Annotated in this window: 42 protein-coding genes; 39 read left to right on the forward strand and 3 right to left on the reverse strand. The window is 33.3% G+C overall.

Annotated features, from left to right (window positions below; genetic code table 11):
- Positions 1–27 precede the first annotated feature (27 nt).
- From rpsJ to XO08_RS05590, 39 genes are all read left to right on the forward strand, one after another.
- Positions 28–336 (forward strand): 30S ribosomal protein S10, encoded by a 309-nt coding sequence (gene rpsJ / locus XO08_RS05400; protein ID WP_012057174.1) that lies wholly within the window; start codon positions 28–30, stop codon positions 334–336.
- Positions 337–358: 22 nt separating this feature from the next.
- The gene (gene rplC / locus XO08_RS05405) at positions 359–976 is read left to right on the forward strand and encodes a 50S ribosomal protein L3 (protein WP_075666002.1); all 618 of its coding nucleotides are present in this window, start codon (positions 359–361) and stop codon (positions 974–976) included.
- A gap of 37 nt (positions 977–1013) precedes the next feature.
- Entirely contained in the window at positions 1014–1679 is a 666-nt protein-coding gene (rplD, locus tag XO08_RS05410; protein ID WP_077287539.1) for a 50S ribosomal protein L4, read from the forward strand.
- Entirely contained in the window at positions 1679–1984 is a 306-nt protein-coding gene (rplW, locus tag XO08_RS05415) for a 50S ribosomal protein L23 (protein WP_075666004.1), read from the forward strand. The genes rplD and rplW overlap by 1 nt, the downstream gene beginning before the upstream one ends.
- Positions 1985–1999: 15 nt before the next feature.
- Positions 2000–2824: a 50S ribosomal protein L2 gene (gene rplB / locus XO08_RS05420; RefSeq protein WP_077198410.1), complete on the forward strand. Its 825-nt coding sequence runs from the start codon at positions 2000–2002 to the stop codon at positions 2822–2824.
- Positions 2825–2839: 15 nt separating this feature from the next.
- The gene (rpsS, locus tag XO08_RS05425; RefSeq protein WP_077287541.1) at positions 2840–3127 is read left to right on the forward strand and encodes a 30S ribosomal protein S19; all 288 of its coding nucleotides are present in this window, start codon (positions 2840–2842) and stop codon (positions 3125–3127) included.
- 14 nt (positions 3128–3141) lie between these two features.
- Positions 3142–3591 carry a 50S ribosomal protein L22 gene (gene rplV, locus XO08_RS05430; protein ID WP_077198344.1) on the forward strand — a complete coding sequence of 150 codons (450 nt, stop codon included), beginning with the start codon at positions 3142–3144 and terminating at the stop codon, positions 3589–3591.
- A gap of 17 nt (positions 3592–3608) precedes the next feature.
- Complete coding sequence (rpsC, locus tag XO08_RS05435) at positions 3609–4238, forward strand: 30S ribosomal protein S3 (RefSeq protein WP_075666006.1); 630 nt, start codon at positions 3609–3611, stop codon at positions 4236–4238.
- Positions 4239–4260: 22 nt separating this feature from the next.
- Positions 4261–4689, forward strand: a complete 429-nt coding sequence (gene rplP, locus XO08_RS05440; RefSeq protein WP_075666007.1) for a 50S ribosomal protein L16 — start codon at positions 4261–4263, stop codon at positions 4687–4689.
- Positions 4686–4886 carry a 50S ribosomal protein L29 gene (rpmC, locus tag XO08_RS05445; RefSeq protein WP_075666008.1) on the forward strand — a complete coding sequence of 67 codons (201 nt, stop codon included), beginning with the start codon at positions 4686–4688 and terminating at the stop codon, positions 4884–4886. Before rplP ends, rpmC begins: the two co-directional genes overlap by 4 nt.
- 5 nt (positions 4887–4891) lie before the next feature.
- The gene (gene rpsQ, locus XO08_RS05450; protein WP_075666009.1) at positions 4892–5188 is read left to right on the forward strand and encodes a 30S ribosomal protein S17; all 297 of its coding nucleotides are present in this window, start codon (positions 4892–4894) and stop codon (positions 5186–5188) included.
- Positions 5175–5543 (forward strand): 50S ribosomal protein L14, encoded by a 369-nt coding sequence (gene rplN, locus XO08_RS05455; RefSeq protein WP_075666010.1) that lies wholly within the window; start codon positions 5175–5177, stop codon positions 5541–5543. Before rpsQ ends, rplN begins: the two co-directional genes overlap by 14 nt.
- A gap of 13 nt (positions 5544–5556) precedes the next feature.
- Complete coding sequence (gene rplX / locus XO08_RS05460) at positions 5557–5877, forward strand: 50S ribosomal protein L24 (protein WP_075666011.1); 321 nt, start codon at positions 5557–5559, stop codon at positions 5875–5877.
- A gap of 13 nt (positions 5878–5890) precedes the next feature.
- Positions 5891–6439: a 50S ribosomal protein L5 gene (gene rplE, locus XO08_RS05465; protein ID WP_075666012.1), complete on the forward strand. Its 549-nt coding sequence runs from the start codon at positions 5891–5893 to the stop codon at positions 6437–6439.
- Positions 6440–6451: 12 nt separating this feature from the next.
- Positions 6452–6637, forward strand: coding sequence for a type Z 30S ribosomal protein S14 (locus XO08_RS05470; protein WP_075666013.1), 186 nt, complete (start codon positions 6452–6454; stop codon positions 6635–6637).
- 15 nt (positions 6638–6652) lie between these two features.
- The gene (gene rpsH, locus XO08_RS05475; protein ID WP_075666014.1) at positions 6653–7057 is read left to right on the forward strand and encodes a 30S ribosomal protein S8; all 405 of its coding nucleotides are present in this window, start codon (positions 6653–6655) and stop codon (positions 7055–7057) included.
- Between the two features lie 13 nt (positions 7058–7070).
- Positions 7071–7625 carry a 50S ribosomal protein L6 gene (rplF, locus tag XO08_RS05480; protein ID WP_075666015.1) on the forward strand — a complete coding sequence of 185 codons (555 nt, stop codon included), beginning with the start codon at positions 7071–7073 and terminating at the stop codon, positions 7623–7625.
- A 15-nt stretch (positions 7626–7640) separates the two neighbouring features.
- On the forward strand, positions 7641–8009 hold the full coding sequence (gene rplR, locus XO08_RS05485; protein WP_075666016.1) for a 50S ribosomal protein L18: 369 nt from the start codon (positions 7641–7643) through the stop codon (positions 8007–8009).
- Positions 8010–8023: 14 nt separating this feature from the next.
- A complete protein-coding gene (rpsE, locus tag XO08_RS05490) occupies positions 8024–8554 on the forward strand; it encodes a 30S ribosomal protein S5 (protein ID WP_075666017.1) in 531 nt (176 codons plus the stop codon).
- 1 nt (position 8555) lies between these two features.
- Positions 8556–8741 carry a 50S ribosomal protein L30 gene (rpmD, locus tag XO08_RS05495; protein ID WP_075666018.1) on the forward strand — a complete coding sequence of 62 codons (186 nt, stop codon included), beginning with the start codon at positions 8556–8558 and terminating at the stop codon, positions 8739–8741.
- A gap of 15 nt (positions 8742–8756) precedes the next feature.
- Positions 8757–9200, forward strand: coding sequence for a 50S ribosomal protein L15 (gene rplO, locus XO08_RS05500; protein ID WP_075666019.1), 444 nt, complete (start codon positions 8757–8759; stop codon positions 9198–9200).
- Between the two features lie 2 nt (positions 9201–9202).
- A complete protein-coding gene (secY, locus tag XO08_RS05505; RefSeq protein ID WP_075666020.1) occupies positions 9203–10489 on the forward strand; it encodes a preprotein translocase subunit SecY in 1287 nt (428 codons plus the stop codon).
- A 4-nt stretch (positions 10490–10493) separates the two neighbouring features.
- Positions 10494–11138, forward strand: coding sequence for an adenylate kinase (locus tag XO08_RS05510; RefSeq protein ID WP_075666021.1), 645 nt, complete (start codon positions 10494–10496; stop codon positions 11136–11138).
- Between the two features lie 5 nt (positions 11139–11143).
- The gene (gene map / locus XO08_RS05515) at positions 11144–11896 is read left to right on the forward strand and encodes a type I methionyl aminopeptidase (protein WP_075666022.1); all 753 of its coding nucleotides are present in this window, start codon (positions 11144–11146) and stop codon (positions 11894–11896) included.
- Between the two features lie 5 nt (positions 11897–11901).
- A complete protein-coding gene (gene infA, locus XO08_RS05520) occupies positions 11902–12126 on the forward strand; it encodes a translation initiation factor IF-1 (RefSeq protein WP_075666023.1) in 225 nt (74 codons plus the stop codon).
- An 18-nt stretch (positions 12127–12144) separates the two neighbouring features.
- The gene (rpmJ, locus tag XO08_RS05525; protein WP_012057198.1) at positions 12145–12261 is read left to right on the forward strand and encodes a 50S ribosomal protein L36; all 117 of its coding nucleotides are present in this window, start codon (positions 12145–12147) and stop codon (positions 12259–12261) included.
- Positions 12262–12273: 12 nt separating this feature from the next.
- The gene (rpsM, locus tag XO08_RS05530; RefSeq protein WP_075666024.1) at positions 12274–12642 is read left to right on the forward strand and encodes a 30S ribosomal protein S13; all 369 of its coding nucleotides are present in this window, start codon (positions 12274–12276) and stop codon (positions 12640–12642) included.
- Positions 12643–12654: 12 nt separating this feature from the next.
- Positions 12655–13044, forward strand: coding sequence for a 30S ribosomal protein S11 (gene rpsK / locus XO08_RS05535; RefSeq protein WP_075666025.1), 390 nt, complete (start codon positions 12655–12657; stop codon positions 13042–13044).
- 13 nt (positions 13045–13057) lie between these two features.
- Positions 13058–13687, forward strand: a complete 630-nt coding sequence (gene rpsD / locus XO08_RS05540; protein ID WP_075666026.1) for a 30S ribosomal protein S4 — start codon at positions 13058–13060, stop codon at positions 13685–13687.
- Positions 13688–13693: 6 nt separating this feature from the next.
- Entirely contained in the window at positions 13694–14680 is a 987-nt protein-coding gene (locus XO08_RS05545) for a DNA-directed RNA polymerase subunit alpha (protein WP_075666027.1), read from the forward strand.
- A 1-nt stretch (position 14681) separates the two neighbouring features.
- Positions 14682–15065: a 50S ribosomal protein L17 gene (gene rplQ / locus XO08_RS05550; RefSeq protein ID WP_075666028.1), complete on the forward strand. Its 384-nt coding sequence runs from the start codon at positions 14682–14684 to the stop codon at positions 15063–15065.
- A 40-nt stretch (positions 15066–15105) separates the two neighbouring features.
- Entirely contained in the window at positions 15106–16413 is a 1308-nt protein-coding gene (locus XO08_RS05555; RefSeq protein ID WP_075666029.1) for a trigger factor, read from the forward strand.
- 13 nt (positions 16414–16426) lie between these two features.
- Complete coding sequence (gene clpP / locus XO08_RS05560; RefSeq protein ID WP_232218230.1) at positions 16427–17005, forward strand: ATP-dependent Clp endopeptidase proteolytic subunit ClpP; 579 nt, start codon at positions 16427–16429, stop codon at positions 17003–17005.
- A 48-nt stretch (positions 17006–17053) separates the two neighbouring features.
- Positions 17054–17812 carry a YebC/PmpR family DNA-binding transcriptional regulator gene (locus XO08_RS05565; protein ID WP_075666031.1) on the forward strand — a complete coding sequence of 253 codons (759 nt, stop codon included), beginning with the start codon at positions 17054–17056 and terminating at the stop codon, positions 17810–17812.
- A gap of 1 nt (position 17813) precedes the next feature.
- The gene (locus tag XO08_RS05570; RefSeq protein WP_075666032.1) at positions 17814–18536 is read left to right on the forward strand and encodes a hypothetical protein; all 723 of its coding nucleotides are present in this window, start codon (positions 17814–17816) and stop codon (positions 18534–18536) included.
- Entirely contained in the window at positions 18475–19329 is an 855-nt protein-coding gene (locus XO08_RS05575) for a protein-glutamate O-methyltransferase CheR (protein WP_075666033.1), read from the forward strand. The genes XO08_RS05570 and XO08_RS05575 overlap by 62 nt, the downstream gene beginning before the upstream one ends.
- A gap of 9 nt (positions 19330–19338) precedes the next feature.
- Positions 19339–19884, forward strand: a complete 546-nt coding sequence (lspA, locus tag XO08_RS09395) for a signal peptidase II (protein WP_075666721.1) — start codon at positions 19339–19341, stop codon at positions 19882–19884.
- Positions 19814–20671, forward strand: coding sequence for an RluA family pseudouridine synthase (locus XO08_RS05585; RefSeq protein ID WP_233120236.1), 858 nt, complete (start codon positions 19814–19816; stop codon positions 20669–20671). The genes lspA and XO08_RS05585 overlap by 71 nt, the downstream gene beginning before the upstream one ends.
- Before the next feature lie 97 nt (positions 20672–20768).
- Positions 20769–22088, forward strand: a complete 1320-nt coding sequence (locus XO08_RS05590) for a glutamine synthetase family protein (protein ID WP_077287543.1) — start codon at positions 20769–20771, stop codon at positions 22086–22088.
- A gap of 4 nt (positions 22089–22092) precedes the next feature.
- Here the strand turns inward: XO08_RS05590 and XO08_RS05595 are convergent, their stop codons facing one another.
- From XO08_RS05595 to pelG, 3 genes are read right to left on the reverse strand one after another with little or no spacing between them, the layout of a single operon-like run.
- Positions 22093–22965 carry an MJ1477/TM1410 family putative glycoside hydrolase gene (locus tag XO08_RS05595; protein WP_075666036.1) on the reverse strand — a complete coding sequence of 291 codons (873 nt, stop codon included), beginning with the start codon at positions 22963–22965 and terminating at the stop codon, positions 22093–22095.
- 4 nt (positions 22966–22969) lie between these two features.
- Positions 22970–25225, reverse strand: coding sequence for a DUF2194 domain-containing protein (locus XO08_RS05600; RefSeq protein WP_077287545.1), 2256 nt, complete (start codon positions 25223–25225; stop codon positions 22970–22972).
- Entirely contained in the window at positions 25222–26613 is a 1392-nt protein-coding gene (gene pelG / locus XO08_RS05605) for an exopolysaccharide Pel transporter PelG (protein ID WP_077287547.1), read from the reverse strand. Before pelG ends, XO08_RS05600 begins: the two co-directional genes overlap by 4 nt.
- Position 26614: the final 1 nt, after the last annotated feature.

Raw genomic sequence — 26614 nt, forward strand, 5'->3', positions numbered from 1 at the left:
TCCTGAAATAAAAAGGGAGGGAACAAGATGCCAGGACAGAAGATAAGAATTAGGTTGAAGGCATATGATCATAAACTTCTTGATGAATCTGCAAAAAAAATAGTGGAAGTTGTAAAACAAACAAATGCAAAGGTTTCTGGACCAGTACCTTTGCCAACGGAAAGAACTTTATATGTTGTCTTAAGATCTCCTTTGAAACATAAAGATTCAAGGGAACAATTTGAAAAAAGAGTACACAAGAGAATGATTGATATATTAGAACCATCACCAAAAACTATTGATGCGCTTATGAAAATAAATCTTCCTGCTGGAGTTGACGTTGAAATCAACTTGTGATTCAAACTTGGAGGTGCTAGTTATGAAAATGATTATTGGAAGAAAATTGGGAATGACACGAGTTTTCGTAGGTGATAAGGTTGTTCCTGTTACTGTGATTAAAGCTGGACCATGTTTTGTAGTGCAAAAGAAAACCGTTGAAACAGATGGTTACAATGCTATACAATTGGGATTTGAAGAAGCAAAGAAGGTAAATAAACCTATGGAAGGTGTTTTCAAAAAAGCAGGAGTAAAACCATTAAAAGTCTTGAAAGAATTCAGAGTAGATAATCCCGAAAATTTTGATTTGGGTCAAGAAATAAAGGTTGATATTTTTTCAGAAGGTGATAAGATAGATATTACAGGATGGTCAAAAGGTAGAGGATTTGCTGGTGCTATGAAAAGATGGGGCTTTAGAGGAGGTCCAAAGTCTCACGGCGCGAAATTCCATAGAGAGTTAGGTTCAGTTGGTCAACACTCAGAGCCTGCAAGAATTTTCAAAGGTAAAAAGATGCCGGGACAATATGGTAACGAACGCGTAACAATTTTGAATTCAGAAGTTGTTAAAATAGATGTTGAGAACAATTTAATAGCGGTTAAAGGTGGCGTCCCAGGAGCGAGAGGCGGCCTTGTCCTCATTAGATCTGCAAAGAGAGGATAAGAGCAGGCCTCGAAAATGAAAAAAGGAGGCATTGGGGATGGCAAAAGTTGATTTGTTTAATATCAAAGGTGAAAACATTGGTACAATTGAATTAAAAGATGAGGTTTTTTCAATTGAACCAAACCAAGATGTTATGTGGCGTTATATTGACATGCAACTTACAAACGCAAGAGCGGGGACTGCGTCAACGAAGACTCGTGGAGAGGTTTCCGGTGGAGGAAGAAAACCATGGATTCAAAAGCACACGGGAAGGGCAAGACAAGGTTCTATAAGAGCACCTCATTGGAGACACGGTGGAGTTGCACATGGTCCAAAGCCCAAAGTTTATTTTAAAAGGTTAAATAAGAAAATGAAAAAGCTTGCTTTAAAATCAGCTTTGTCCTTGAGATTAAAAGAGAATAATCTAGTTGTAGTTGATGATATTAAGTTTGAAAAGCCTAGAACAAAAGACTTGACGGAAGTTTTGAAGAATTTGGGACTTGAAAATCAAAAAGTTTTAATTGTTCTTCCTAAAAAAGAGAATAAATACGAGAATGTAAAAATTTCTGGACGAAATATTCCTGGGATTAAGGTATTAATTGCGGACAATCCAGGAGTCGATAGAGTTAATATCGATGGGTTGAATGTATACGATATTTTAAATCATGATAAGCTTGTGCTCCTCCAAAGTACTGTCCAGAAGATTGAGGAGGTGCTGGGATAATGAAAAATTATGCAGATATAATCATTAGACCAATTGTAAGTGAAAAGGCATATTATGCAAGAGAAGATAGGAAGTATGTTTTTGAGGTTGCAAAGGATGCCAATAAACCACAAATAAAAGAGGCAATTGAAAAGTTGTTTAATGTGAAGGTAAAAAAAGTCAATGTTGTTAATGTTAAACCAAAACCAAAGAGAGATTTAAGAAGAGGAGCAATGGCTAGGGAAGGTTATACTAGATCATGGAAAAAAGCTATAGTGACACTTAAAGAAGGTTATACAATTAAAGAATTAGAAGGAGAACATTAAAAGGGGTGAAAAATGATGGGTCTTAAAAGATTTAAACCAACAAGCCCTGCTCGTAGACAGATGATAATACCAGATTTTTCTGAAATAACAAAAAAAGAACCAGAAAGATCATTGGTTGTTCCACTTAAAAAAACGGGTGGAAGAAACAATTATGGTAGAATTACTGTTAGGTTTAGAGGTGGCGGCCATAAGAGAAGATATAGGATAATAGATTTTAAAAGAAATAAAGTTGGTGTGCCTGCGAGAGTAGTATCAATAGAATATGATCCAAACAGAACAGCTAGAATAGCTTTACTTGTATATGCTGATGGTGAAAAAAGATATATATTGGCTCCACAAGGGTTGAATGTTGGCGATACAATTATGAATGGTCCGGATGCAGAAATTAAACCTGGAAATGCTTTGCCACTTGAAAATATTCCCGTTGGTACGGTTATTCACAATGTGGAATTTATACCTGGAAAAGGTGGACAAATTGCACGTTCGGCAGGAACATCGTGTCAATTAATGGCAAAAGAAGGTAAATATGCGTTGTTAAAGATGCCTTCAGGGGAATTAAGAAAAGTTCCAGTAAAATGTTATGCAACTATTGGTGTTGTTGGCAATGAAGAACACAAGAATGAAGTAGATGGTAAAGCAGGTAGGGTTAGATGGAAAGGTAGAAAGCCACATGTAAGAGGGGTTGCAATGAATCCAGTTGATCACCCACATGGTGGAGGTGAAGGTAGAGGAAAAGGCCACCATCCACAAAGTCCATGGGGTCAATTGGCAAAAGGATACAAAACAAGAAGAGGTAAAAAAGCATCAGATAAATTGATTGTTAGAAGAAGAAATGGTTGATGAGGAGGTGCAATAATGGGTAGGTCCACGAAAAAGGGACCTTATGTAGATCCCAAATTATTAAAGAAAATAAGACAGTTAAACGAAGCAGGAGAAAAAAAGATAGTAAAAACATGGAGTAGGGCAAGTATGATAGTACCAGAAATGGTTGGGCATACAATAGCAGTTTACAATGGATTAAAACATATCCCGGTTTATATTACGGAAAATATGGTAGGACACAGATTGGGAGAATTTTCCTTTACCAGAAGATTTGGAGGGCACGCAGATAAGTCAGCAAATAAGGGTCAGGTTAAAAAGTGAGGAGGGTGGAAGCAATGCAAGTTCTCATAAAGAGAAATGGAATGAAACGTTCTAAATTTCATAGAGCAAGGAAAGAAAAATTAGCATCGATGCCCGTCTATGAAGCAAAGGCTGTTGCAAAGTATATAAGAATTTCACCTAGAAAAGCTAGAAGTGTTGCAAATTCAATAAAAGGGAAAAATGTTTCAGAAGCGTTTACAATTCTTGAATTTTCTCCTAAAAAAGCTGCACGAATAATAAAAAATGTGTTAAAATCAGCAGTAGCGAATGCAGTTAATAATCACGGATTAAATGAAGAAAATTTGTACGTTTACACCTGTTATGTAAACGATGGTCCTAGAATGAAAAGACTTTGGCCAAGGGGAAGAGGAAGCGCGGACATAATACAAAAGAGGATGTCTCATATAACAGTAATAGTTAGAGATAGGGAAGCCGAGAAGGCTGCAATTGATGAAAAGAAATAGAAAGGTGAGGTGGTAAGGTGGGTCAAAAAGTTCATCCACGTGGCTTTAGGCTCGGGATAACAACTGATTGGCAAGCAACTTGGTTCAACGAAAAAAATTACAAAGAATATTTGTTAGAAGATGAAGAAATAAGAAAGGTAATAAAATCAAAATACTCTCACGCAGGAATCAGCGAAATAGTAATTGAAAGACCAGATTCAGAGAGAGTTATTGCGATTATAAAGACGGCAAGACCTGGTATAATAATAGGTAAAAAAGGTGCAGAAATCACTGAATTAAGGAAAGAGTTGGAGACAAGATTCAATAGGAGATTTATTGTAAATGTTGAAGAAATAAAATTACCTGAAGTGGATGCACAACTTGTTGCGGAAAATATCGCAAATAGGATTGAAAAACGTGCTTCATATAAAGTCGTTATGAAAAGGGCAATATTTAACGCAATGAGAAAAGGTGCAAAAGGTATAAAAATAATGGTTTCTGGAAGATTAGCAGGTGCTGAAATTGCAAGAACAGAATGGTATTTGAAAGGAAGATTACCACTTCAAACGATTAGATCTATAATAGATTATGGGACTGCGAGAGCAGAAACAAAATACGGTACGATAGGTATAAAGGTATGGATTTATAAAGGCGACGCCGATATCTGACGTCTAAAGGAGGTAGTACGACATGTTGATGCCAAAGAGAGTAAAGTACAGAAAACAGCATAGGGGAAGAATGAAGGGTAAGGCAAAAGGTGGAGCATTAGTTGCATTTGGTGAATATGGTTTAAAAGCGCTTGAACCTCATTGGATTACTGCACAACAGATTGAAGCATGTAGAATTGCTATTACAAGGACTTTGAAAAAATCAGGAAAGTTATGGATTAGGATTTTTCCAGATAAATCGTATACAAAACACCCGGCAGAGAGTAAGCTTGGAAAGGGAAAAGGTAACGTTGAAGGATGGGTAGCAGTAGTGAAACCTGGAAGGATAATGTTTGAGATTGGTGGAGTAAGTGAAGAATTAGCAAGAGAAGCACTTGAATACGCTGCAACAAAACTTCCAATTAGAACAAAAATAGTAAAAAGACATGAGATAGGTGGTGAAGCAGTATGAAGGCTGCTGAACTTAGAAATCTTACAAATGAAGAATTAATGAATTTGTTAGAGGAAAAGAAAAGAACTCTCATGAACTTGAGGTTCCAGAATGTACTAGGTCAACTAAACGATTATAGTCAGATATCAAAGACTAGGAAAGATATAGCAAGAATCAAAACAATTCTCAGGGAAAGAGAATTGGGTGTAAGGAGGTAATTGACATGCCAAAGAAAAGACTTGTAGGTGAAGTTGTAAGCGATAAGATGGATAAGACGGTTGTTGTTTCCGTTAGTACGTTGGTAAAACACCCGAGAGTGGGTAAATATATAAAGAGGACAAAAAAATATTATGCGCATGATGAAAATAACGAATGCAGAGTAGGAGATACCGTTGAAATTATTGAGTCAAGACCTTTGAGTAAGCTCAAAAGATGGAAAGTGTTGAGAATAATTGAAAGGTCTGTATTTACAGAAGAAGTAGAAGATGCGGAAGGAGGTAGTAACAATGATAATCAATGAAAGCTACCTCAACGTGGCTGATAACTCAGGTGCAAAACTTTTAAGGGTAATTAGGGTAATGGGTGGTTCCAGAAGAAAATGGGGAACGGTTGGAGATATTGTTGTCTGCAGTGTAAGAGATGCAGTTCCAAATGGAGATTTGAAAAAAGGTGATGTAGTTAAAGCGGTTATTGTTAGAACGAAAAAAGAAATAAGAAGACCTGATGGTTCATATATTCGTTTTGATGATAATGCTGCTGTTGTGATTGATAAATATAACGAGCCTAAGGGGACACGTGTTTTTGGACCAGTGGCAAAGGAATTAAGAGAAAAAGGTTTTATGAAAATAGTCTCCTTAGCGCCGGAAGTATTTTAAGGGGTGATGTGCAGTGGCAAGAAAAATAAGAAAAGGAGATACGGTAAAGGTACTATCTGGAAAGGACAAGGGAAAAACAGGTGAAGTAATTACAGTGATTCCAAAAGAGGATAAGGTTATAGTCAGAGGGGTAAATATTGTAAAAAGACATCAAAGACCAAATGCACAGATGAGGCAAGGAGGAATAATTGAGAAAGAGGCTCCTATATATGTTTCAAAGGTTGCATTAGTGTGTCCAAGTTGTGGAAATGCTACAAGAGTTGGATTTAAATTCTTAGAAGACGGTAAAAAAGTAAGGTACTGTAAGAAATGCGGAGAAGTCATAGATAAGTAAGGAGGCATAGAGCATGCAGTACATACCATTAAAGGAAAAATATGAAAAAGAAATTAGAAATGCAATGATGAAAGAATTTGGCTATAAAAACATTCACCAAGTTCCAAGATTGGAAAAGATAGTTATAAATATGGGAATTGGTGAAGGTTCAAGAAATAAAGATGTTATAGATATCCACGCAAAGGAATTAGCTTTAATTGCAGGTCAAAAACCTGTGGTAACAAGAGCAAAAAAGAGTATATCTAATTTTAAAATAAGAAAAGGTATGCCAATAGGATTGAAAGTTACTTTAAGAGGAATCAATATGTACAACTTTTTGTATAAGCTCATTAATCTTGTACTGCCAAAAGTTAGAGACTTTAGGGGATTGAATCCAAATGGTTTTGATGGAAGGGGAAACTACTCATTCGGTTTGACAGAACAATTGGTATTTCCAGAGATTTCTCCTGATCAGGTAAGAAGAGTGCAAGGTATGGATATTGTAATTGTCACAACAGCAAAAACCGATGAGGAAGCTAGGAAGTTACTTGAACTCTTTGGATTTCCTTTTAAAAGACAATAAGGAGGTTTAAATATGGCAAGAAAAGGTCTTGTAGAAAGATGGAAGAAACCCAAAAAATTTAAAACAAGAGAGTATACAAGATGTAAGATATGTGGACGTGCACATTCTGTTTATAGAGAATTTGGTGTATGTAGGGTTTGTTTTAGAAAAATGGCCAACGAGGGAAAACTCCCGGGAGTTAGGAAGGCAACATGGTAAAAGGAGGGGAATACAATGTGGAGCGATCCAATAGCTGACATGCTCACTCGAATAAGAAATGCTAACGTTGCATTAAAAGAACAAGTAGATGTTCCAGCATCAAATTTAAAGAAAGCAATAGCTGAAATTTTGAAAACAGAAGGATTTATTAAAGATTACACATATATTGAGGATGGGAAACAAGGAATCATCAGAATTCAAATGAAATACAAAGGTACAAGGAGAAATAGAGAAAGAGTAATTCACGGAATTGTTAGAATTTCAAAGCCAGGAAGAAGGATTTATGTGGATAAAGATCATCTTCCAAAGGTTAAAAATGGATTAGGAATAGCAATTTTAACAACTTCTAAAGGCGTTATGACTGACAAAATGGCAAGAGAAATTGGAGTTGGCGGAGAAGTAATCGCCTATATCTGGTAAGGAGGTGTACTCAATGTCCCGTATAGCAAATAAACCTATAGTAATACCAAATGGCGTAGAAGTTAAGGTTGAAGGAAATATTTTTAAGGTTAAAGGTCCAAAAGGTGAGTTGTCGCAAGAATTTTTACCTTATGTTAAAGTCGAGATTAATGAAAATGAAATTAATGTAAAACCAAACGTTGAATTTATGAAAAGAAAGTCAGACTTAAAGAAAATGAAAATGTTTACAGGTACATACTGGAGATTGTTTAATAACATGATTATTGGTGTTACACAAGGATTTAAAAAGGAATTAGAAATTGTTGGAATAGGTTACAGAGCACAGTTGCAAGGGAAAAAATTGGTTATGAATCTCGGATATGCGCATCCCGTTGAAATGGAAATACCATCTGATGTTACAGTGGAAGTCCCAAGTCCAAATAAAATTATAGTGAGCGGAATTGATAAACAAAGAGTAGGGCAAGTGGCAGCGGATATAAGAAGGTGGAGAGAACCTAACGTATATTCAGGAAAGGGTATTAGATACGTAGGAGAAGTAGTAAGATTGAAAGAAGGAAAGAAAGCATAAAGGGGGTACACTGAGATGATAAAAAGAGAAAATAGAAATTGGAGAAGGAAAAAGAGACACTTAAGTATAAGGAAAAAAATTCATGGTACAGCTGAAAGGCCAAGGTTGTGTGTATATAAAAGTGAAAAACACATATATGCACAGGTTATAGATGATGATAAAGGGCATACATTGGTAGCGGCATCAACTTTAGATAAGGAATTGAGAGAAGCTTTGAAAAAGACTTGGAATAAAGAGGCGGCACGTGAAGTTGGGAAGTTAATTGGTAAGAGAGCAATCGAAAAGGGTATCAAGAAAGTGGTTTTTGATAGAGGTGGATACAGATACCACGGAAGAATTGCAGAACTTGCTGAAGGTGCTAGAGAAGCAGGCTTGGAATTTTAAGGGAGGTGCACTGAATGGCAGATATTGCACAGAAAATAAAGGCAACGGGTGAAGATTTCGAAGAAAGAATAGTGGAAATTAGAAGGACTACAAAAGTTACAAAGGGTGGGAAAAATCTTTCCTTTAGGGTGTTAGCCGTTGTTGGAAATAGAAATGGAAAAGTAGGAGTTGGCGTTGGAAAAGCAAGAGAAGTACCAGATGCTATAAGAAAAGCTTTATCAGCTGCAAGAAGAAACGTATTTAAAGTATCAATCCACAATGGCACGATTCCTCATGAAATTGTTGGAAGACAGGATGCGGCGAAAGTTTTGTTAAAACCAGCTGCACCAGGTACAGGTATCATCTCAAATGGAACAGTACGTGCTATTGTTGAATTGGCCGGTATTCACAATATATTGACAAAATCAAGTGGTTCAACCAATCCGGTTGTTTTGGCTCAGGCAACGGTTAATGGTTTGAAAAACCTCCTATCCTTGGAGAAAATAGCTGAATTAAGAGATATAACTCCAAAAGAAGTTATTTATGGTGTAAAGAAGGAGGGTTAATATGAAAAAGTTAAAAATAACCTTGGTTAAAAGTCCTATTGGATACAAATATGATCAAAAAGATACAGTTAAAAGACTTGGGTTGAGAAAGTTAAATTCGACGGTGATTAAAGAAGATATTCCTCAAATTAGAGGTATGATTAGAAAGGTAAGACATTTGGTTAAAGTTGAAGAAATAGAGGAATAAGGGAGGTAATATAATATGAGATTATCCGATATAAAACCGACTCCTGGTTCTATGAAAAAAAGAACAAGAGTAGGTAGAGGAATAGGTTCTGGAAAAGGAAAAACTTCTGGAAAGGGACACAAAGGTCAAAAAGCAAGGGGAAGAGGAAAAGTTCATATTTGGTTTGAGGGTGGTCAGACACCTTTGCACAGAAGATTACCAAAATTTGGATTTAAAAACTTTGCCAAAAAGGTTTACACAGTAATAAATGTTGAGCAACTTGAGAAGTATTTTGAATCAGGAGAAGAAGTAACACCTGATAAATTAATGGAAAGAGGTTTAATTAAGAAAATTAATGATGGAGTAAAAATACTAGGAAATGGTGAAATAACAAAACCATTAACGGTAATTGCCCATGCCTTTAGTTCAAGTGCCAGGAGGAAGATAGAAGCCGTTGGCGGCAAGGCAGAGGTGATTTAACAATGTGGAAGGCATTAAAAAACGCTTTTAAAATACCTGAACTTAGAGATAGAATAATTTTCACGTTACTAATGCTTATAGTCTTTAGGCTCGGAATTTACATTCCGGTTCCTGGGGTGAACTTGAAGGCATGGGGGGTTGCGTTTTCTCAAATGGGAACGGGTGCTGCTGGAGGTTTGATGAGTTTTTATGATGTCTTTACAGGTGGAGCATTTAGAAGGTTTTCAATATTTGCAATGAGTGTTACACCATATATAAACGCATCGATTATTTTGCAACTTCTATCTTCAGTTATTCCTTCTTTAAAAGAGTTGTTAAAAGAAGGTGAAGAGGGAAGAAAGAAATTTCAAAGAATTACTAGAAATTTGACCGTTATACTTGGTGCGTTGCAGGGATTTGTGGTTTCATTTGGTCTTGCAAGAAGTTTTGAGAATGTGTTAGTTATTCCTTTATGGACATTTACACTTTTATCTACTATGACATTGCTAGCTGGTACTATGTTCTTATTGTGGATTGGTGATAGGATAACGGAAAAAGGTATAGGAAATGGTATTAGTGTTTTGATCTTTGCGGGAATTGTTGCAAGATATCCAGCATATTTTAGAACAGCGGTACTTGGCGGATTAAACATATTTGAATGGATTTTCTTGCTTGGAGTAATGTTCTTAATGGTTATTGGTATTATATATGTACAACAAGCCGAAAGAAGAATAGTAGTACAATACGCATCCAGAATGGTTGGAAGAAGAATATATGGTGGGACTTCAACTCACATTCCAATCAAGGTGAATCACAGTGGAGTTATTCCAATTATATTTGGTTGGGCAATAGTTTCTATACCAGTTGGTATAGCACAATTTACAAGTTCTGAAACTTTAAAATCATTATTTTCAATGACTAGTCCACTTGTGATAACTATTTATGCTGTTTTGATTTTCTTCTTTACGTATTTCTACAGTGTTGTTGTATTTGATCCAAAAGATATAGCACAAAATATAAAGAGTTATGGTGGATACATACCAGGTATTAGACCGGGAAAACCAACTGAGCAATATATTACAAGGGTTTTGAATAGGATAACTTTTGTTGGGGCATTATTCTTAGTTGCAATTGCACTTGTTCCTTACTTGGTTCAAGGTGTTACGGGAGTTAGCATATGGCTTGGTGGTACGAGTGCATTGATTGCTGTTGGTGTGGCACTTGACATAGCTCAACAAATGGAAGCGCACCTTATTATGAGAAATTACGAAGGATTTGTTAAAAAAGGAAAACTCCCAGGAAGGAGATGAGAATATGAATATTGTCTTCCTGGGGCCTCCTGGGGCTGGTAAAGGAACTTATGCAAAAAAATTGGCAAATATATTAAATATTCCGCATATATCAACTGGAGATATATTTAGAGAAGAGATAGCTTCTAAAAGTGATCTAGGTAAAAAAGTAGAAGAAATATTAAAACGTGGAGAACTTGTACCAGATGATTTGACAAATACAATTGTAAAAGAAAGGCTTTCAAAATACGATTGTAAAAAAGGATTTATATTAGACGGATTTCCAAGAACAGTTGCTCAGGCTAAAGCTTTAGATGAAATATTGAAAAAACTTGGAAGGGAACTTGGGTATGCAATATATTTTGAAGCAAGTGAAGAGGTTGTTGTTGAGAGAATTAGCAATAGAAGAATTTGTAAAAATTGTGGCAAGATTTATAACTTAATAACTCTTCCTCCTAAGGTTAATGGAAAGTGTGATGTTTGTGGTGGGGAGTTATATCAAAGAGAAGATGACAGAGAAGAAGTTGTAAGAAAAAGATATAAAGTTTATATGGAAAACACGTTTCCTGTAATAGAATATTATCGAAAATCTAACAAACTTTTTACAGTGGATGGTAGTATGGATGTTGATTCAGTAATAAAAGAAGTATTAAATATTATCAGAAGGTGAAAGAATTGATTTACATTAAAAACAAAGAAGAAATTGAAAAGATAAAAGTAGCTTCACAAGCGGTGGCTACAATATTGAAAGAAGCAGAAAAAGTTGCAAAAGTTGGTGCGACGGCATGGGATTTAGAGGTTTTGGCCGAAAAGATTTTGAAAGAGTTAAAATGTACTCCAGCGTTTAAAGGTTATCACGGTTATCCATATATTACTACTGTTTCTGTAAATGATGAAGTTATACATGGATTTCCATTGAAGAAGAAGGTATTTAAAAAAGGTGATATAGTTTCGTTAGATGTAGGTGCAATATACGATGGGTATTATGGTGATGGTGCATACACGTATATAATAGGTGATACCGATGAAGTTGGGAAAAAGTTAGTTGAGACAACAAGAGAAGCATTGAATATAGCAGTTGAAATATTAAGAGCGGGTATAAAACTAGGAGATATTTCTCATGAAATACAAAAATATGTGGAATCTAATGGGTTCAATGTGGTAAGGGATTTTGTAGGTCACGGGGTTGGAAGGAAGCTCCATGAAGATCCACAGATTCCAAATTATGGAAAAAAAGGAACGGGTGTAATATTAAGAGAGGGTATGACTATTGCAATAGAACCTATGGTTACTGAAGGCGGCTGGCACGTAGCGGTTTTAGAAGATGGATGGACTGTGGTTACAGTTGATGGAAAAAGAGCAGCTCATTTTGAACATACTTTGTTAGTAAAAAAAGACGGATGTGAAGTTTTAACCCAGGTGGGGTGATAAGATTGTCAAATAAGGAAGATATTATAAAGATGGAGGGTACCATTGTTGAAGCTTTGCCAAATGCTATGTTCAGAGTAGAATTAGAGAACGGTCATAAGATTTTGGCACATATTAGTGGAAAGATGAGAAGAAATTTTATAAGATTAGTGCCAGGAGATAAAGTAGTAGTTGAGTTAACAATTTATGATTTAACCAAGGGAAGAATAGTTTACAGGAAAAAGTCATAGAAGAAAGGAGAGAGTGCCATGAAAGTACAATCATCTGTGAAGAAAAGATGTGAGCATTGTAAAATAATAAAAAGAAAAGGTAGAGTTTACGTTATTTGTAAGGTGAATCCAAAGCACAATCAGAAGCAAGGTTGAGGAGGGAGATAGATGGCTCGTATTGTTGGTGTTGAAATACCAAATGATAAGAAGGTAGAAATTGCTCTTACTTATATATATGGTATTGGTAGGACTAGAGCGAAATTAGTATGTGAAGCGACAAATGTGGATCCAAATAAAAGAGTAAGAGAATTAAATGATGAAGAAATTAGTAAAATAGCCACATTTATTCAACAGAACTTTAAAGTTGAAGGTGAATTAAGATCAGAAGTAATGCAAAATATAAAGAGGTTAATCGATATAGGATGCTATAGAGGATTAAGGCATAAATTGGGGTTACCAGTAAGAGGTCAAAAGACAAAATCTAATGCAAGAACGAGAAAAGGTCCAAGACCAAGTAGAATCAAGAAGAAAAAATAAGGAGGGACATAAATGGCAAAAAAAACGCGTAGGGTTGTTAAAAGGAAAAAGAAAATATCTGTTGATCGTGGCGTTGTACATATTAAGTCAACATACAACAACACTATTATTACCTTAACCGATCCAGATGGAAAAGTAATCACCTGGGGAAGTGGAGGAACTGCAGGATTCCAAGGAACAAGAAAGGGAACGCCTTATGCAGCACAACTTGCAGCAGATCAAGTTGCCAAAGAAGCGGTAAAACTTGGTATGAAAAAAGTTGATATTTTGGTTAAAGGACCAGGTTCAGGAAGAGAAGCTGCAATTAGGACTTTCCAAGCAGCGGGACTTGAAATTGGGATTATTAAAGACGTTACACCTATTCCATTTAATGGCTGTAGGCCAAAGAAGAAAAGAGTTTAAGGGAGGGAAATAAATGGCTAGATATACAGGTCCACAATGTAAACTTTGCAGGCGCGAAGGAATGAAGTTGTACCTGAAAGGCGAAAGGTGCTTTACTGATAAATGTGCATTTGATAGGAGACCTTTTGCTCCAGGTGATCATGGAAGAGACAAGAAGAAGTTAACGCAATATGGTATACAATTAAGGGCAAAGCAAACTATGAAAAGGATATATGGGGTACTTGAGGCACAATTTAGAAGATATTATGAGACTGCTGCTAAAAAAACGGGGGATACCCGTGAAAATCTTGTTATACAGGTGGAAAGAAGACTCGATAACGTAGTGTATAGGTTGGGATTTGCAGTTAATAGAACAACTGCAAGGCAGCTTGTAAATCACGGACATTTTATGGTTAATGGAAGAAAAGTAACGATTCCATCTTATCAAGTTAGACCGGGAGATGTGATTGAAGTAAGGGAAAAAAGTAGGGATATTTTGCCAATTAAAAATGCAATAGAATTGAATAAAGATAAAAATAGAATGCCATGGGTTTCAGTAGATTTTGATAATTATAAAGGGGTTTATGAAAGACATCCAAAACTAGAAGAAGTTATTGATCTTCCAGTTGACGTACAAGCAATTATCGAATTGTACTCGAGGTGATAAATTATGGATTTTATTATGCCTAAAGGTCTTAAAATGGAAGATCATTCGGAAGCGGATGAACATTATTATGCCCGGTTTGTTCTTTTTCCGCTGGAAAAAGGATACGCTACAACTATAGGGAATACATTAAGAAGGGTTTTGCTTTCTTCCATCCCATCACTTGTGATAACGGATGTAAAGTTTGTAAGACCAGAAAAATACCATGAATTTGACACTATAGAAGGGATAAAAGAAGATATAATAGAGATACTTTTAAATTTAAAGAAAGTACAACTAAAGATGGAAAGTTACATAGAAAGTCCAGTAGAGTTGAGTATTCAGCACAAAGGAGAAGGAGAAATTAAAGCTGGGGATATTATTGTGCCTGCGGGGGTAACAGTCGCAAATCCAAATCTGCACATTGCAACTGCAAATGAAGATGCGGATATTGAAATAAAGATGTATGCAACGATAGGTAAAGGTTTTGTGCCAGCTGCAGAAAGAAATGAAAAACCAGATATAGGATGGATTGTTTTGGATGGAGTATACAACCCTGTTCTTAAGGTTAATTGGAAAGTTGAGAATGTTAGGGTTGGTAAAAAGACTGACTATGATAAATTGATTTTAGAAATCTGGACTAAGAAAAATATAAAACCTATAGAAGCATTAAAACAATCTGTTAAGATAATAAATGATCACTTTAAGTTAATTGAAGAAAGTTTTGGTGATATGGAAGATAATGCAATTGTAATCGAAACTACAAACACAGAAGTGATTGAAGAGATGGTAGATGAAGATGATGTTTTAAGTAGAAAGATAGATGAGCTAGATCTGTCCATGAGAGCATTAAATTGTTTAAAGAGGGATAAAATAGAGACAATAGGAGATTTGCTTGAAAGAGGAGAAGATGAATTGTTAAAAATTAAAAACTTCGGACAAAAATCCCTAGATGAGGTAAAAGAAAAGCTGAAGGAAAAGTTTGGAATAAGCTTTGGAAGGGAGGAAGAATGAAATGAGACACAGAATGAAAAAACATAGAATTGGAAGATATGGAAGCCATAGAAGATCCTTGCTAAGAAATTTATCAAGGGAAATTATAGAACATAGTAGTATAATTACTACCACCAAAAAGGCAAAAGCGGCACAAGAATTTTTTGAAAAATTAATGACAAAGGCAATAAAGGCGAAAAAGGCAGATAAAAAAGAAAGAGAAGTAGCTTTAAGAAGGGAAATTTTCAAAGCATTAGGTGATAGAAAATTAGTTAATAAACTCGTTGATGAAATTGCACCAAAGTATCTTGATAGACCAGGTGGATACACGGCTATTTATAAAATAGGTCCAAGAAGAGGCGATGGTGCAGAGATGTCATTGATAAAACTTGTAATAGAAGAGTAAGGGGGAAGTCCCCCTTTTTTACTCTTTGAGGAGGTGTAGTATGGAAATAAAAGAGCTAGGTGTTGATAAAAACATTGTGACTAAGGAATATATATTTGATGGTACAGATATTAAAACTGCTGAAAGAAGGACTTTAAACGAATTGAATAGAAAATATACTGTGGAGGGGTTTAGAAAAGGAAAAGTCCCTCTTAGTGTTTTTAAAATGAGATTTGGAAAAGATTTTTATGACTATTTTGTCTTTGAGCAATTGTTGGAAGAGGTTTATAAATCTTTTAAAGAAGAGACTAACCTCTTGTTAATTCCAGAAATTGTGGAAAAGGAAATAAATTCTGAAAATGGAAGAGTAGTTGTAAATTTCCATAAAAAGCCTGTTGCAAAAGTTGAAGTTGAAAAAATTAAGGTTAGAATTGCAAATAAGGAACAAGTACTAGATAATTACCTTGATTTGAGATTGAATTCTTTAAAGGAAGAACATGCTGTTTTAGAACCAAAAGAGGGACCTGCAGAATTTGATGATCTAGTTAGAGTTAGAGTTTTTGTGGTTAATAAAGAGACGGGAAAAGTTTTAATAGATGGAAAAGAAGATGAATACGTGTTGTATAAAGAGGATGAAAGACCAACCGTTAAAAATGTAGTAGGACATAAAAAAGGGGATGTAGTAGAATTTGATAGAGAATTTGCAGGAAAAGAAGGGGAAAGTGTTACTTATCACTATAAATTGGAAATCCTAGAAGTTTATAAAAGAAATTTGCCTGAATTAACCGATGAATTTGTAAAAAATAATTTATCCGAACTACATCTAGAAACTTTGGAAGAACTTAAGAATAAAATAAGAGAAGAAGGTACAAAAATTTACGATGATGAAATTAAGCATTCAATAAGGGAACAGATCTTGGCACAACTTCCAGATGTGACTGAATTGTTTATTTCTGAGAAAACTATAGATTATGCTGTAAGGCTTATAGTCAACAATATGAAAGAAGAAAATAAATATGAAGATTACGTGAAAAAATACGAAACTGAAGAAAAGGCTTTAGAATCTTTAAAAGATTACTATGTAACTGAATTAAAGAAAGAGTCTGCAATTGAAAAGCTTGCAAAAGAGTATAACATTGAAAGAAAAGTATCTGATGAAGAATTGGAAAAATACGCCGAAATTTTGGCACCTTATTGGGGTATTAGTGTTGAAAGGGCAAAGGTTTTAGCGAAAGAAAAACCAGAGATAAGAGAAGAAATAGAGAATATGATTTTTGTGGATAAAGTTATTGATAAAGCTGCAGAAAAAGTTCAAAGAGAAATTGTCGATGTGAATAAAGAAGGTGAAGAGAGTGAAGAAAATAATTGATCAATATGTCCCAATGGTAGTTGAAAATACCGGAAAATATGAAAGGGCTTATGATATTTATTCCAGATTATTAAAGGATAGAATAATCTTTTTGGGCAGCGCCATAGATGATCATGTTGCAAATTTAATAGTAGCACAGCTTCTTTTTTTAGAAGCAGAAGATCCAGATAAAGATATACAATTGTATATAAATTCTCCGGGTGGATCTGTAAGTGCTGGGCTTGCCATATACGATACTATGCAATATGTTAAATGTGATGTTGTCACAATATGTATAGGGCAAGCAGCATCTATGGGTGCTGTTTTGCTTGCTGGAGGTGCAAAGGGGAAGAGGTTTTCGCTGCCTAATAGCAGAATCATGATTCATCAACCATTAGGTGGCGCGGAAGGTCCTGCAAAAGATGTTGAAATTATGACGCGTGAACTTTTGAGAATAAAGAATAAGATTAACGAAATATTAAGTTTTCACACGGGTCAGCCAATTGAGAGGCTGGAAAAAGATACGGATAGAGACTTTTTCATGACACCTGAAGAAGCGCTTGAATACGGTTTAATAGACAAGGTTATTAAACCGGAAGATAGGAAAAAATGATTTATGGTATAATTAATGTGTTAAGGATAATTTGAAGGAGGTAAAAGAATGTCGGGTCACAACAAATGGGCAAATATTAAACATAGGAAAGCGGCCCAAGATGCAAAAAGATCTAAAATATTTACAAAATTGATTAGAGAGATTATAGTTGCTGCAAGAGAAGGCGGGGGAGATCCAGAAACAAATCCAAGATTAAGAGCAGTTATAGAAAGAGCAAGAGCGGCAAATATGCCAAAAGATACAATTGAAAAATCCATAAAAAAGGGTACAGGTGAACTGGAAGGTGTAGATTACCAGGAAATAATATACGAGGCATATGCTCCTGCTGGAGTTGCATTGTACATTTATGCTATGACAGATAATAAAAATAGAACAGCTCAAGAATTAAGGCATCTTCTGAGTAAACATGGAGGTTCTCTTGCAGAGAGTGGTTCTGTTGCGTGGTTGTTTGAAAGGAAAGGAATTATTGAAATTCCGAAAGAAAAAGTTGCAGACTTTGAGGAATTTGCAATGGTAGCAATTGATGCAGGAGCAGATGATATTGTTGAAGATGATCCTATACAGGTTATTACAGCTCCAGAAAATATGACTGAGGTAAAAGATAAGTTGGCAGAAAACGGTTTTGAGGGAGAAGCAAAGGTAACCTTTATCCCAAAAAATACCGTTAAAGTAACGGGTGCAGATGCAGAAAAAGTATTGAAATTGATAAGTATTTTGGAAGATAATGATGATGTGCAAGAAGTTTATGCAAATTTTGATATAGATGACAAAGAAATGGAAGAAATAATGGCCAAACTTGAAGGATAAAATGAAAAAAATAGTTTTTTTGTTTTTGTTTTTGCAAATTCTAAGCTTTGCCCAAATATTGGATTTTTGGGTAGATCCTTTTTTCGATACGTACGGTTTTTCTATTACTCAAGACATCGAATTTTGGAAGGTTAAAGCCCTGCTTCGATATGATATTAATGTTAATTGGGAGCAGGGCTTTCCTGTATTTGAAGCAAATGTTCCAGAAATTTTTTTTGATTTAAATGCAAAGATCTATTCCGTTGAGTATGGTTTTTTTCACAGAAAAGTTCCATTTTCTGTATTTGTAAATCCATATGAAATGGGTTTGAATGTAAGATATGGTTTTACAGGTTTTTATAATGATTATTGTTATTTTTCTGGAAATTTTTTGGATGTATCCTTTAAAGAAGGCTTAATTAATGTTGGACTAAAATACAAAGATTTCAGAATTTTTTATGAAAAATTTTTAGAAAAGAATATCTTTGGGATTCAAATAGATGATTTGATCTTTTTTTACGATGAATACGGGCTAGAAGCGGCGTTGTATTTTCAAGACGAGTATTTTGGACTGTATTTTAATCCTGTAAATAATTTGCTAGGAATGGCTATTTTCAGCAAAAATAATTATTTATTTATAACGCAAGAAGAAATGTACATGAATGTAAAGTGGGGTGAGATTAATGTCTTTGGAAGATTTCAAAAAGAGAAGAGAAAGTTTGCTTTCGGGTTCAAAATTTGGTGATACACAAGAATTTTCTATGGAGGAATTTCAATGGTTTTTAGAGCAAGTAAAAAAGCAATTTAATTTTGATTTGACAGGTTATAAACCACATAGAGTTAAAAGAAGAATAGAGATGTTGATTAAAAAATATAGACTTAAATCTTATAAAGATTATTACAATTTGATTTTGAAAGATGAAAAGAAGAAGGAAGAATTTTTTGATAGAATGACTATAAATGTTACGGAATTCTTTAGAAATCCAGAGAAGTGGTGGGAACTAAGGGATAAATTTTTACCTCAACTTTTAAAGGAAAGTGGTACAAAGTTTAAAGCATGGAGTGCGGGATGTTCTACAGGAGAAGAACCGTATTCTCTTGCGATTTTACTTGAAGAATTAAGAGCACCAAGTACAGCAAAAATTCATGCAACGGATATAGATATAGGTGTTTTAACAAAGGCAAGAATGGGTGAGTATGAAGAAAGATCCTTTGTTAGTACTCCTCCACAATATTTAAAAAAATACTTTGATTTAACAAGCAAAGGGACTTATAAAGTGAAGGATATAGTAAAAAAAAGAATTTTATTCAAAAGACATAATTTATTACAAGATCGTTTTGAAACAGGATATGATTTGATTTTGTGTAGAAACGTGGTAATTTATTTTGAATTGGAAACGAAAATGGAGTTGTACGAAAAATTTGCAAAGTCCTTAAGACCAGGTGGTTTGTTATTTATAGGGAACACTGAGAGAATATTTAATTACAGGCAGTTGGGATTTGAAGTTGCATCACCGTTTATTTACAGAAAGTTGTGAGGTGATTTTTTGTTTTGGATAACGTTAGCATTTGTTATCGACCAAATTACTAAATATATTGCTACAAATTATTGGAGGTTTAATCCAACTAAGGTATGGATATTTTATTTCACATATGCGACTAATAAAGGTGTGGCATTTGGTCTTTTTTCAAATTCAAAAGAAATAGTTGTTTATTTAACACTTGCAATTACCATCTTTTTGTCTTTGATACCTTTGATCAAAAATTTGGATTTTTTAACGAATATGTTTTTAGGATTTATCATTGGTGGTGCATTGGGAAATATAGTGGATAGAATTAGATTTGGATATGTAGTTGATTTTATAACTATGCCTTATTGGCCAACTATATACAATTTGGCGGATTTCTTTATACTTTTGGGTGGTATTGGAATTGCAATATTATCATTGTGGAGGAGAGATATTGGAAATTCAAGTAACAGCGCGGGAAAAAGGATGGAGATTGGACAAGTTTGTTCAAGAGATAGCTCCAAGTTGGATATCAAGGACGTACATACAAAAAGCAATCAAGAGTGGGGAGATAATAGTAAATAATGAGATAAAGAAACCAAGCTATAAATTAAAAAAAGGTGATGTGGTTTTTTTTGAGTTGCCAGAAGAACCCAAAAAAGTGGAAATTGTACCAGAGAATATACCTATAGATGTAATTTATGAAGATAGAGATATAATTGTTATAAATAAAGCTCCAGGTGTGGTGACTCATCCCACACCTTCCTTTATTTCTGGTACGTTGGTTAACGCTTTGATGTACCATTGTAAAGATTTTCAGGGGATAAGTGGTGAATTAAGACCCGGGATAGTACATAGATTAGATAAGGACACAAGTGGAGTTATAGTTGTTGCAAAAAATGATAAAGCTCATCAAAGCTTATCTAGTCAATTTAAGGAAAGACTCACAGAAAAGACTTATATTGCAATTACTTCTGGAGTTATAAAAAAAGATTATGGAACAATTGATGTACCACTTGGAAGAAACCCAGTTGTGAGGACAAAAATGGCCCCTTTGGAATGGGGAAAAAGTGCTTTAACATACTATAAAGTTTTAAAAAGATTTAAAGTTGCTACACTTGTTCTTGCCTTTCCAAAAACGGGAAGAACCCATCAGATAAGAGTACATATGAAATACATAGGCCATCCTCTCCTTGGAGATGAACTATATGGAAAAGGAAAAAAGGATGAAATATTTGGAGTTAAGCGACAAATGCTGCACGCTTTAAGACTTTCGATTTTTCATCCTACAACTGGAAAAAAGATGATTTTTGTTGCCCCCCTTCCTTCTGATTTTAAACGGGTGATAAAGAATCTTTCGGAAATTTCATAAAAAAGCTTGTAAGAGTTGATTTTTGCTAAATAAATGATATAATCAAAACAAATAAGGCTTATGTGCCTTATTATTTCTTTTTAGGGGGTGTTTTGTTATGGGGATAGATGAGATTTTTGAGGTTATTGAGAGGGAAAAGATAAAATTTATAAGGTTGCAGTTTACCGACATTAACGGGATATTAAAAAATGTCGAAATTCCTTCGAATGATTTAAAAAGGGCGTTTGAAAGGGGGATAATGTTTGATGGTTCTTCAATTGAAGGGTTTGTTAGGATTAATGAATCGGATATGTATTTAAAGCCAGATCCAGCGACTTTTGCAATTCTTCCATGGACACTTGAAGGTCAAAAGAGTGCAAGAATAATTTGTGATGTTTACAAATATGATGGTACACCTTTTGAAGGGGATCCTAGGTTTAGATTGAGAAAAGTTATGGAAGAGGCAAAGGAATTAGGATTTGTCCCTCACACAGGTCCTGAAGTTGAATTTTTCTTGTTGCCAAGAAAAGATAATAAACCTGTATTTGAATTTTTAGATGAAGGTGGATATTTCGATCTTTTGCCTGTAGATATTGCAGAACACTTAAGAAGTGAAGTTGCTGTAATGTTAGAAGAGATGGGGATAGATGTTGAAGCTACGCATCATGAAGTTGCTCCATCACAACATGAAGTAGATTTTAGATATAGTAATGCTCTTTCATCTGCTGATGCCGTTCAAACTGTAAAGTTAGTTATAAAGACGTTAGCGGTAAAGAATAATTTATATGCGACATTTATGCCTAAGCCATTTTTTGGAATTAATGGTAGTGGGATGCATGTGCATATGAGTTTGTTAACAAGTGATTTAAGTGAAAATGCGTTTTACGATGAGGAAAAAGATGATATTTCCGATATAATGAAGTATTTTATAGGAGGTTTAATAAAGTTTGCAAGGCCTATAACGGCGATTACAAACCCAACTGTAAATAGTTATAAAAGGTTAGTTCCAGGATATGAAGCGCCTGTAAATGTCGCTTGGTCTCTTGCAAATAGATCTGCACTTATTAGAGTACCAATGGCAAGAAAAATGGGGACAAGATTAGAATATAGAGCACCTGATCCTTCATGTAATCCGTATTTAGCTTTTACTGTTTTAATTAAAGCGGGGCTTATTGGTATAAAGGAAAAAATAGAACCACCAATGCCAGTTGAGGAAAATATTTATCATATGAAAGAAGAAGAAAAAGGAATTTTTGGGATAAAGTTGTTGCCGGAAAATCTTAGTGAAGCTATAAATGAAATGGAAGGTTGCGAAATAATAAAAGAAGCACTTGGTGAGCATATATTTTCCAAATTTATAAAAATGAAAAGAAAAGAATGGAGAGAATATTCCACATTTGTAAGTGAATGGGAAAGAAGAAAATATGAAATAATATGAGGGCTTAATTGCCCTCATATTTTTTGTAGTATTTCAAACCAAGTGATATATCTTTTAAACGTTGATTTTTATTTGCGGGATATCCATAAAAATGATATTTTTCGCATAAATTAATAAATTCTTTTAAGATATTTTCATTATTTGGTGGGTATATATAATCTGTAACAAGAACAAATTTTTCAGAGTTTTGTATTTTGAGTATGTACGTAAGTCTTTTTTCACTTTTTAGTTTTCTATTTTTGTAAAAAAATAGAGTTTCAATTCCTATTCCATCTATTGATTTTATGTACAAATTATTGAAATCAAAGTCTATAATATCTTCTCCATTTTGAGGTACAATTAAAAGGTTATTTACTTTTTCTTTTATTTCGCTTAAAAATCTTATCATTTCATTTGCTGTAAATATTATCTCATAGCCATTTTCTGACCAATATTTATAAGAGTCTATTAAATCGAGGTAAAGACCGTCTATATTGTATGACAAAATTTTATCTATTGTTTTGAAAACTATATTTTTCCATTCGCTATACCAATATTTTACTTTGTAATTTCCCTTCCAATATTTGTTTTCTTTTCCAAGCCATTTTGGTGGATTTTTTTTCCAAGCATCTTTCCAATAATCTCTATAGCTTTCTGCCTCGCCGATGCTTAAGTATGCAAGGATTTTTGTGCCGTCTTTTTGGAGTTTTTTTAGATAAACTTTGTCTTTATCATTTAAGTAGAAAACATCTATAACCAGAAATTTTGGAGTATAAAAGGTATAGATTTTTTGTAAATCTATATTTTGAAGTTGATATATAAACGGTACATTTATCTTTTCAATACTTAGAGTATATATTAAAATCATAAATATCAGGAATAAAGTTATATATTTCATATTATCACCTTAGAAAAGTTATAACTACTTTTGATGAAGTGGTTTTTAATATGTATATATCGTTTTCAGGATAAAATGCCACTATGTCACCTCCCAGTATGCTTCTTATGGGAATTTTTGTGCGTAAAAGAAAATATTTTGGTTTTAAAGCAGATGGTGAAATAATTATTTCCATTTTATCTTTTTTGACATTGTATTCGTATTTTTGTGTTAAAAAATCAAAAAAATAAGGATATGCCTCTGAAGCAGTTTGATTTTCTAACCATGGAAAAGTTATCTTAACTTTGTAGTAGAATGTACTTAAATAAGACAATAGCTCTTCCCATGTTTTGTTTTTAGGATTTCTGTCATTTGAAAAGAAGTCATCTGGGTGTATAAAGTGTTGGAAAGAACCAAAATTTGCAAGGGTGTTTATGGAATTTAAAAGGATTTTCTTAAGTGGATAATAACCATATGTGGATCGTGGTATTACAATTGCAAAGTTGCCGATAATTTTGTATTCTGAAAAATCATCATTAGATGTGTAAGTGGTACCTATTGTTTTTATTTCTGGAAGTGCCTTTAGTAAATTTTTTATACCAAATTTATCTATTATATTATTTGGAGCTACATAACTATTTATAAAAATAGGATGTCCTAAAATTAATTGGATAAACTTTTTGGCCGATTTAAGACCTTTTTGTAGGTTTTTTTCATTTTCCCAATTTCTTTTTAAAAGTGAAAGATGATTATATCCGTGTAATCCAAGTTCATGTTCGGAGTTATCGATTTCAACTAATGCATTTGAGGGTTTATCTGAAATTAAAAATTCGGAAAAATCAAAAGGTGGATTACTTGCACCATTGTAACTTAAAGGTGTGACTATTGTGTATTTTATATTGTAGCTTTTTGAAAAATCTTTCATGTCTTTCCACCATATGTTATAGTAAAAGTTTGTATCATTTATTCCCTTTTTAACAATTTCATACGACGGAATTGGAAAATCGTCTATATAAAATATAAAAGAATTTAAAAATCCCATTATGTTAAAATCCTGCATATCAAGGATGCATTGTAAAATTAATCCCCTTGTTTCTTTTATTATAATTGGTGGATAAATGTATCCAAGGTATCCATTTTTTTCTTTTTTATACCAAATTACTGGAATGTTTTTATCACTTACAAGATAAGATAGAATTTTTTCATTATGTAAATCCACATTGAAAGAAATTTCAAAACTTCTTTCAATTTCAATGCCGTTTTTGGTGTTTTTTAAAGGAAATATTTCTTTTTTAAAGAAAATTTTTTTGACGATATGTTCTTCAGTTTTTATGTTGTTTTTCCAGGGAGTATTATAAATATTTGTTATGTATAAAATTGTACCTCCGTTATTTAGAAACATCTCTGTATTTTCAGAAGAAATGAACTTTGAATTTGTACACCAAATTATATATTTATATGGTAAAAGATCTATAAATGATTTGTTATAAAAGTCATCTATTATTGTTATATCAAAATTTATTTTTGCGTATTCTAAAGTTTTTTTTAGGTCATATTGAATCTTTGTGTAAAAGTTTGAATCATATGTATCTTTTACGATTAGTATTTTGTTTTTCATTCCAACTTGTTTTGTCAAAAATACGTCTATTAGCTTTTCAATGTTGAGTACAACCTTTTCGTTGTTTAAAAAGCTATTGAAAATTGCACATCCACCTCTTGGAGAGATAAATATTAATGGATATTTTGTATCTTTTGATTTTAGATCTAAAATAATTTTTATATCTTTTGCAAAGATTTTGTATTTTTCAACAGGTTGTGGTAATGTACTTGGTGTTGCTGTAAAAAAATCCTTATCATATGTAATTTCAAAATTTTTTAAGACTTTGTATCCATACATATAATGTATACCTATCTTGTTCAATAGGTTGTTGATTTCCCTTTGTTCAGTTGAAACTCCTAAATTGTTAAAAAAGAAAAATATACCGCCTTCTTCAACAAATTTAGAAAGTTGTCTTAAGTATACTTCGGGAGTGTTTAGTTTTGTTGAGTAATACCATGAGATTATCCCAGTATAGTGTTTTGATGAGATGTTGTAGTAATTAAATTTTTCAATGTCTGCTAAATCAAAATTTAGGTTATTTTTTTCAAGGAGGGGAATTACGTGATCTTTTAGCATGTATTCTCCGTATTCTTCAGAGCCTTTGTAGAGAAGTAAGATCTTTTTTTGAGAAAATGATAGGATGCTTAAGATTAGAAAAATTGTTAATAATATTTTTTTCATCTTTTCACTCCTCTAATTAATTTTCCTTCTGGAAGAGAAGGATTTTGTCTGAAAAATTCGATTTTAATTATATCTTTTATTTTCTTTTTAAGTAATGTATATGAAACCATAGTTCCTATTAAAAATGAAAGGGCATATCCTGCACCAAGGGATGCATAACCTATCTTTGAGACTAAAATGTAGCTTAAGAAAATATTCAAAAATAATACTGCTATATTCAAACTAAACGCCAAATTTCTAAAATCGAAGTATAAAATTAATAATATTACCATGAGGTAAAAACCGTTGAGCATTGCCCCTATTAGTCCCAGTCTTAAAATAGGTTTTGAAAGTTCATTTGATATAGGGAGAAGTTTTAATTCATTTAGTATAAAAAATAACGTGGTAATTAATATTTGAATCTTTATGGTAAGTGAAATACTTTGTAAAAGTTCTTTTTCCATTTCATCTTTTATAGTTAATATCTCGGAATATACGTATCCTTCCTTTAGTGAAGTGTAAAAATGTTTATATTTTTTATAAAACCTTGTTTCAAGTACCAATATAAACATGGTAATTGTGGGAATTATAGTTAGATAACAAAAAAACATGGGACTATCGTATATAAATGAAAATTTAAATCCGTCTATTAATTCCTCTCCAAAGTTTGGATTATTCCACACTATAAAATCATCAACCCATATAGCAAGATAATACGAAAACCCTATTAACATAAGTTGCCAATATTTTTTTATTTCTTTTACCCATTCGAAGGAAATTTTTTGATTATTATTTCCAAATGTGTTATATACTGTTATAAAATTTGTTATTATACCCACAGTTATACCTAATGCATAACCATATATTTCCGAAAGGTTGTAGTAGGAAAATAATTTGGAAAAAACAATAGAAGATATACCCATTAATACATATGATGTAATGTACCAATTAATTTCGTCAGTGGAAATTGCCGCAATTGAAATTAACCATAAGACAAGTAATGAGAGTGTAAGATAGGTAAATGAAATAATAAATTTAAATGGTTGGGGATTAAATAGAAAAAATAAAACAAGAAAGATAATTAATAAAGTTGCATTTGCTACAATTATTCCCAATGTTTCAGGGAGAATTTTTTCATATTCTTTTAAATACATAATATCTGAAATTCTCCTTGAAAGAAACATAGAAAAAATCCCTGATATTATTATAGAAAAAATAAATCCATATATGATCGCAGTATTAAAGTAAATGTTAAATATATTTAAATAGTTAAGTATTATCCACAAAGATAAAGTGGTAATAATCCATGGACCTGAAGCGGTCAATATAGAATAAAGTATGGCAAGTGCATCTGTCGAAACTCTATTTTGAAAGAATAATTTATTTAATTTAAATCCGACTCCCGCCAAG

Origin of the sequence: Thermosipho sp. 1074 (assembly GCF_001999655.1) — a bacterium.
GTDB classification, from domain to species: domain Bacteria; phylum Thermotogota; class Thermotogae; order Thermotogales; family Fervidobacteriaceae; genus Thermosipho; species Thermosipho affectus.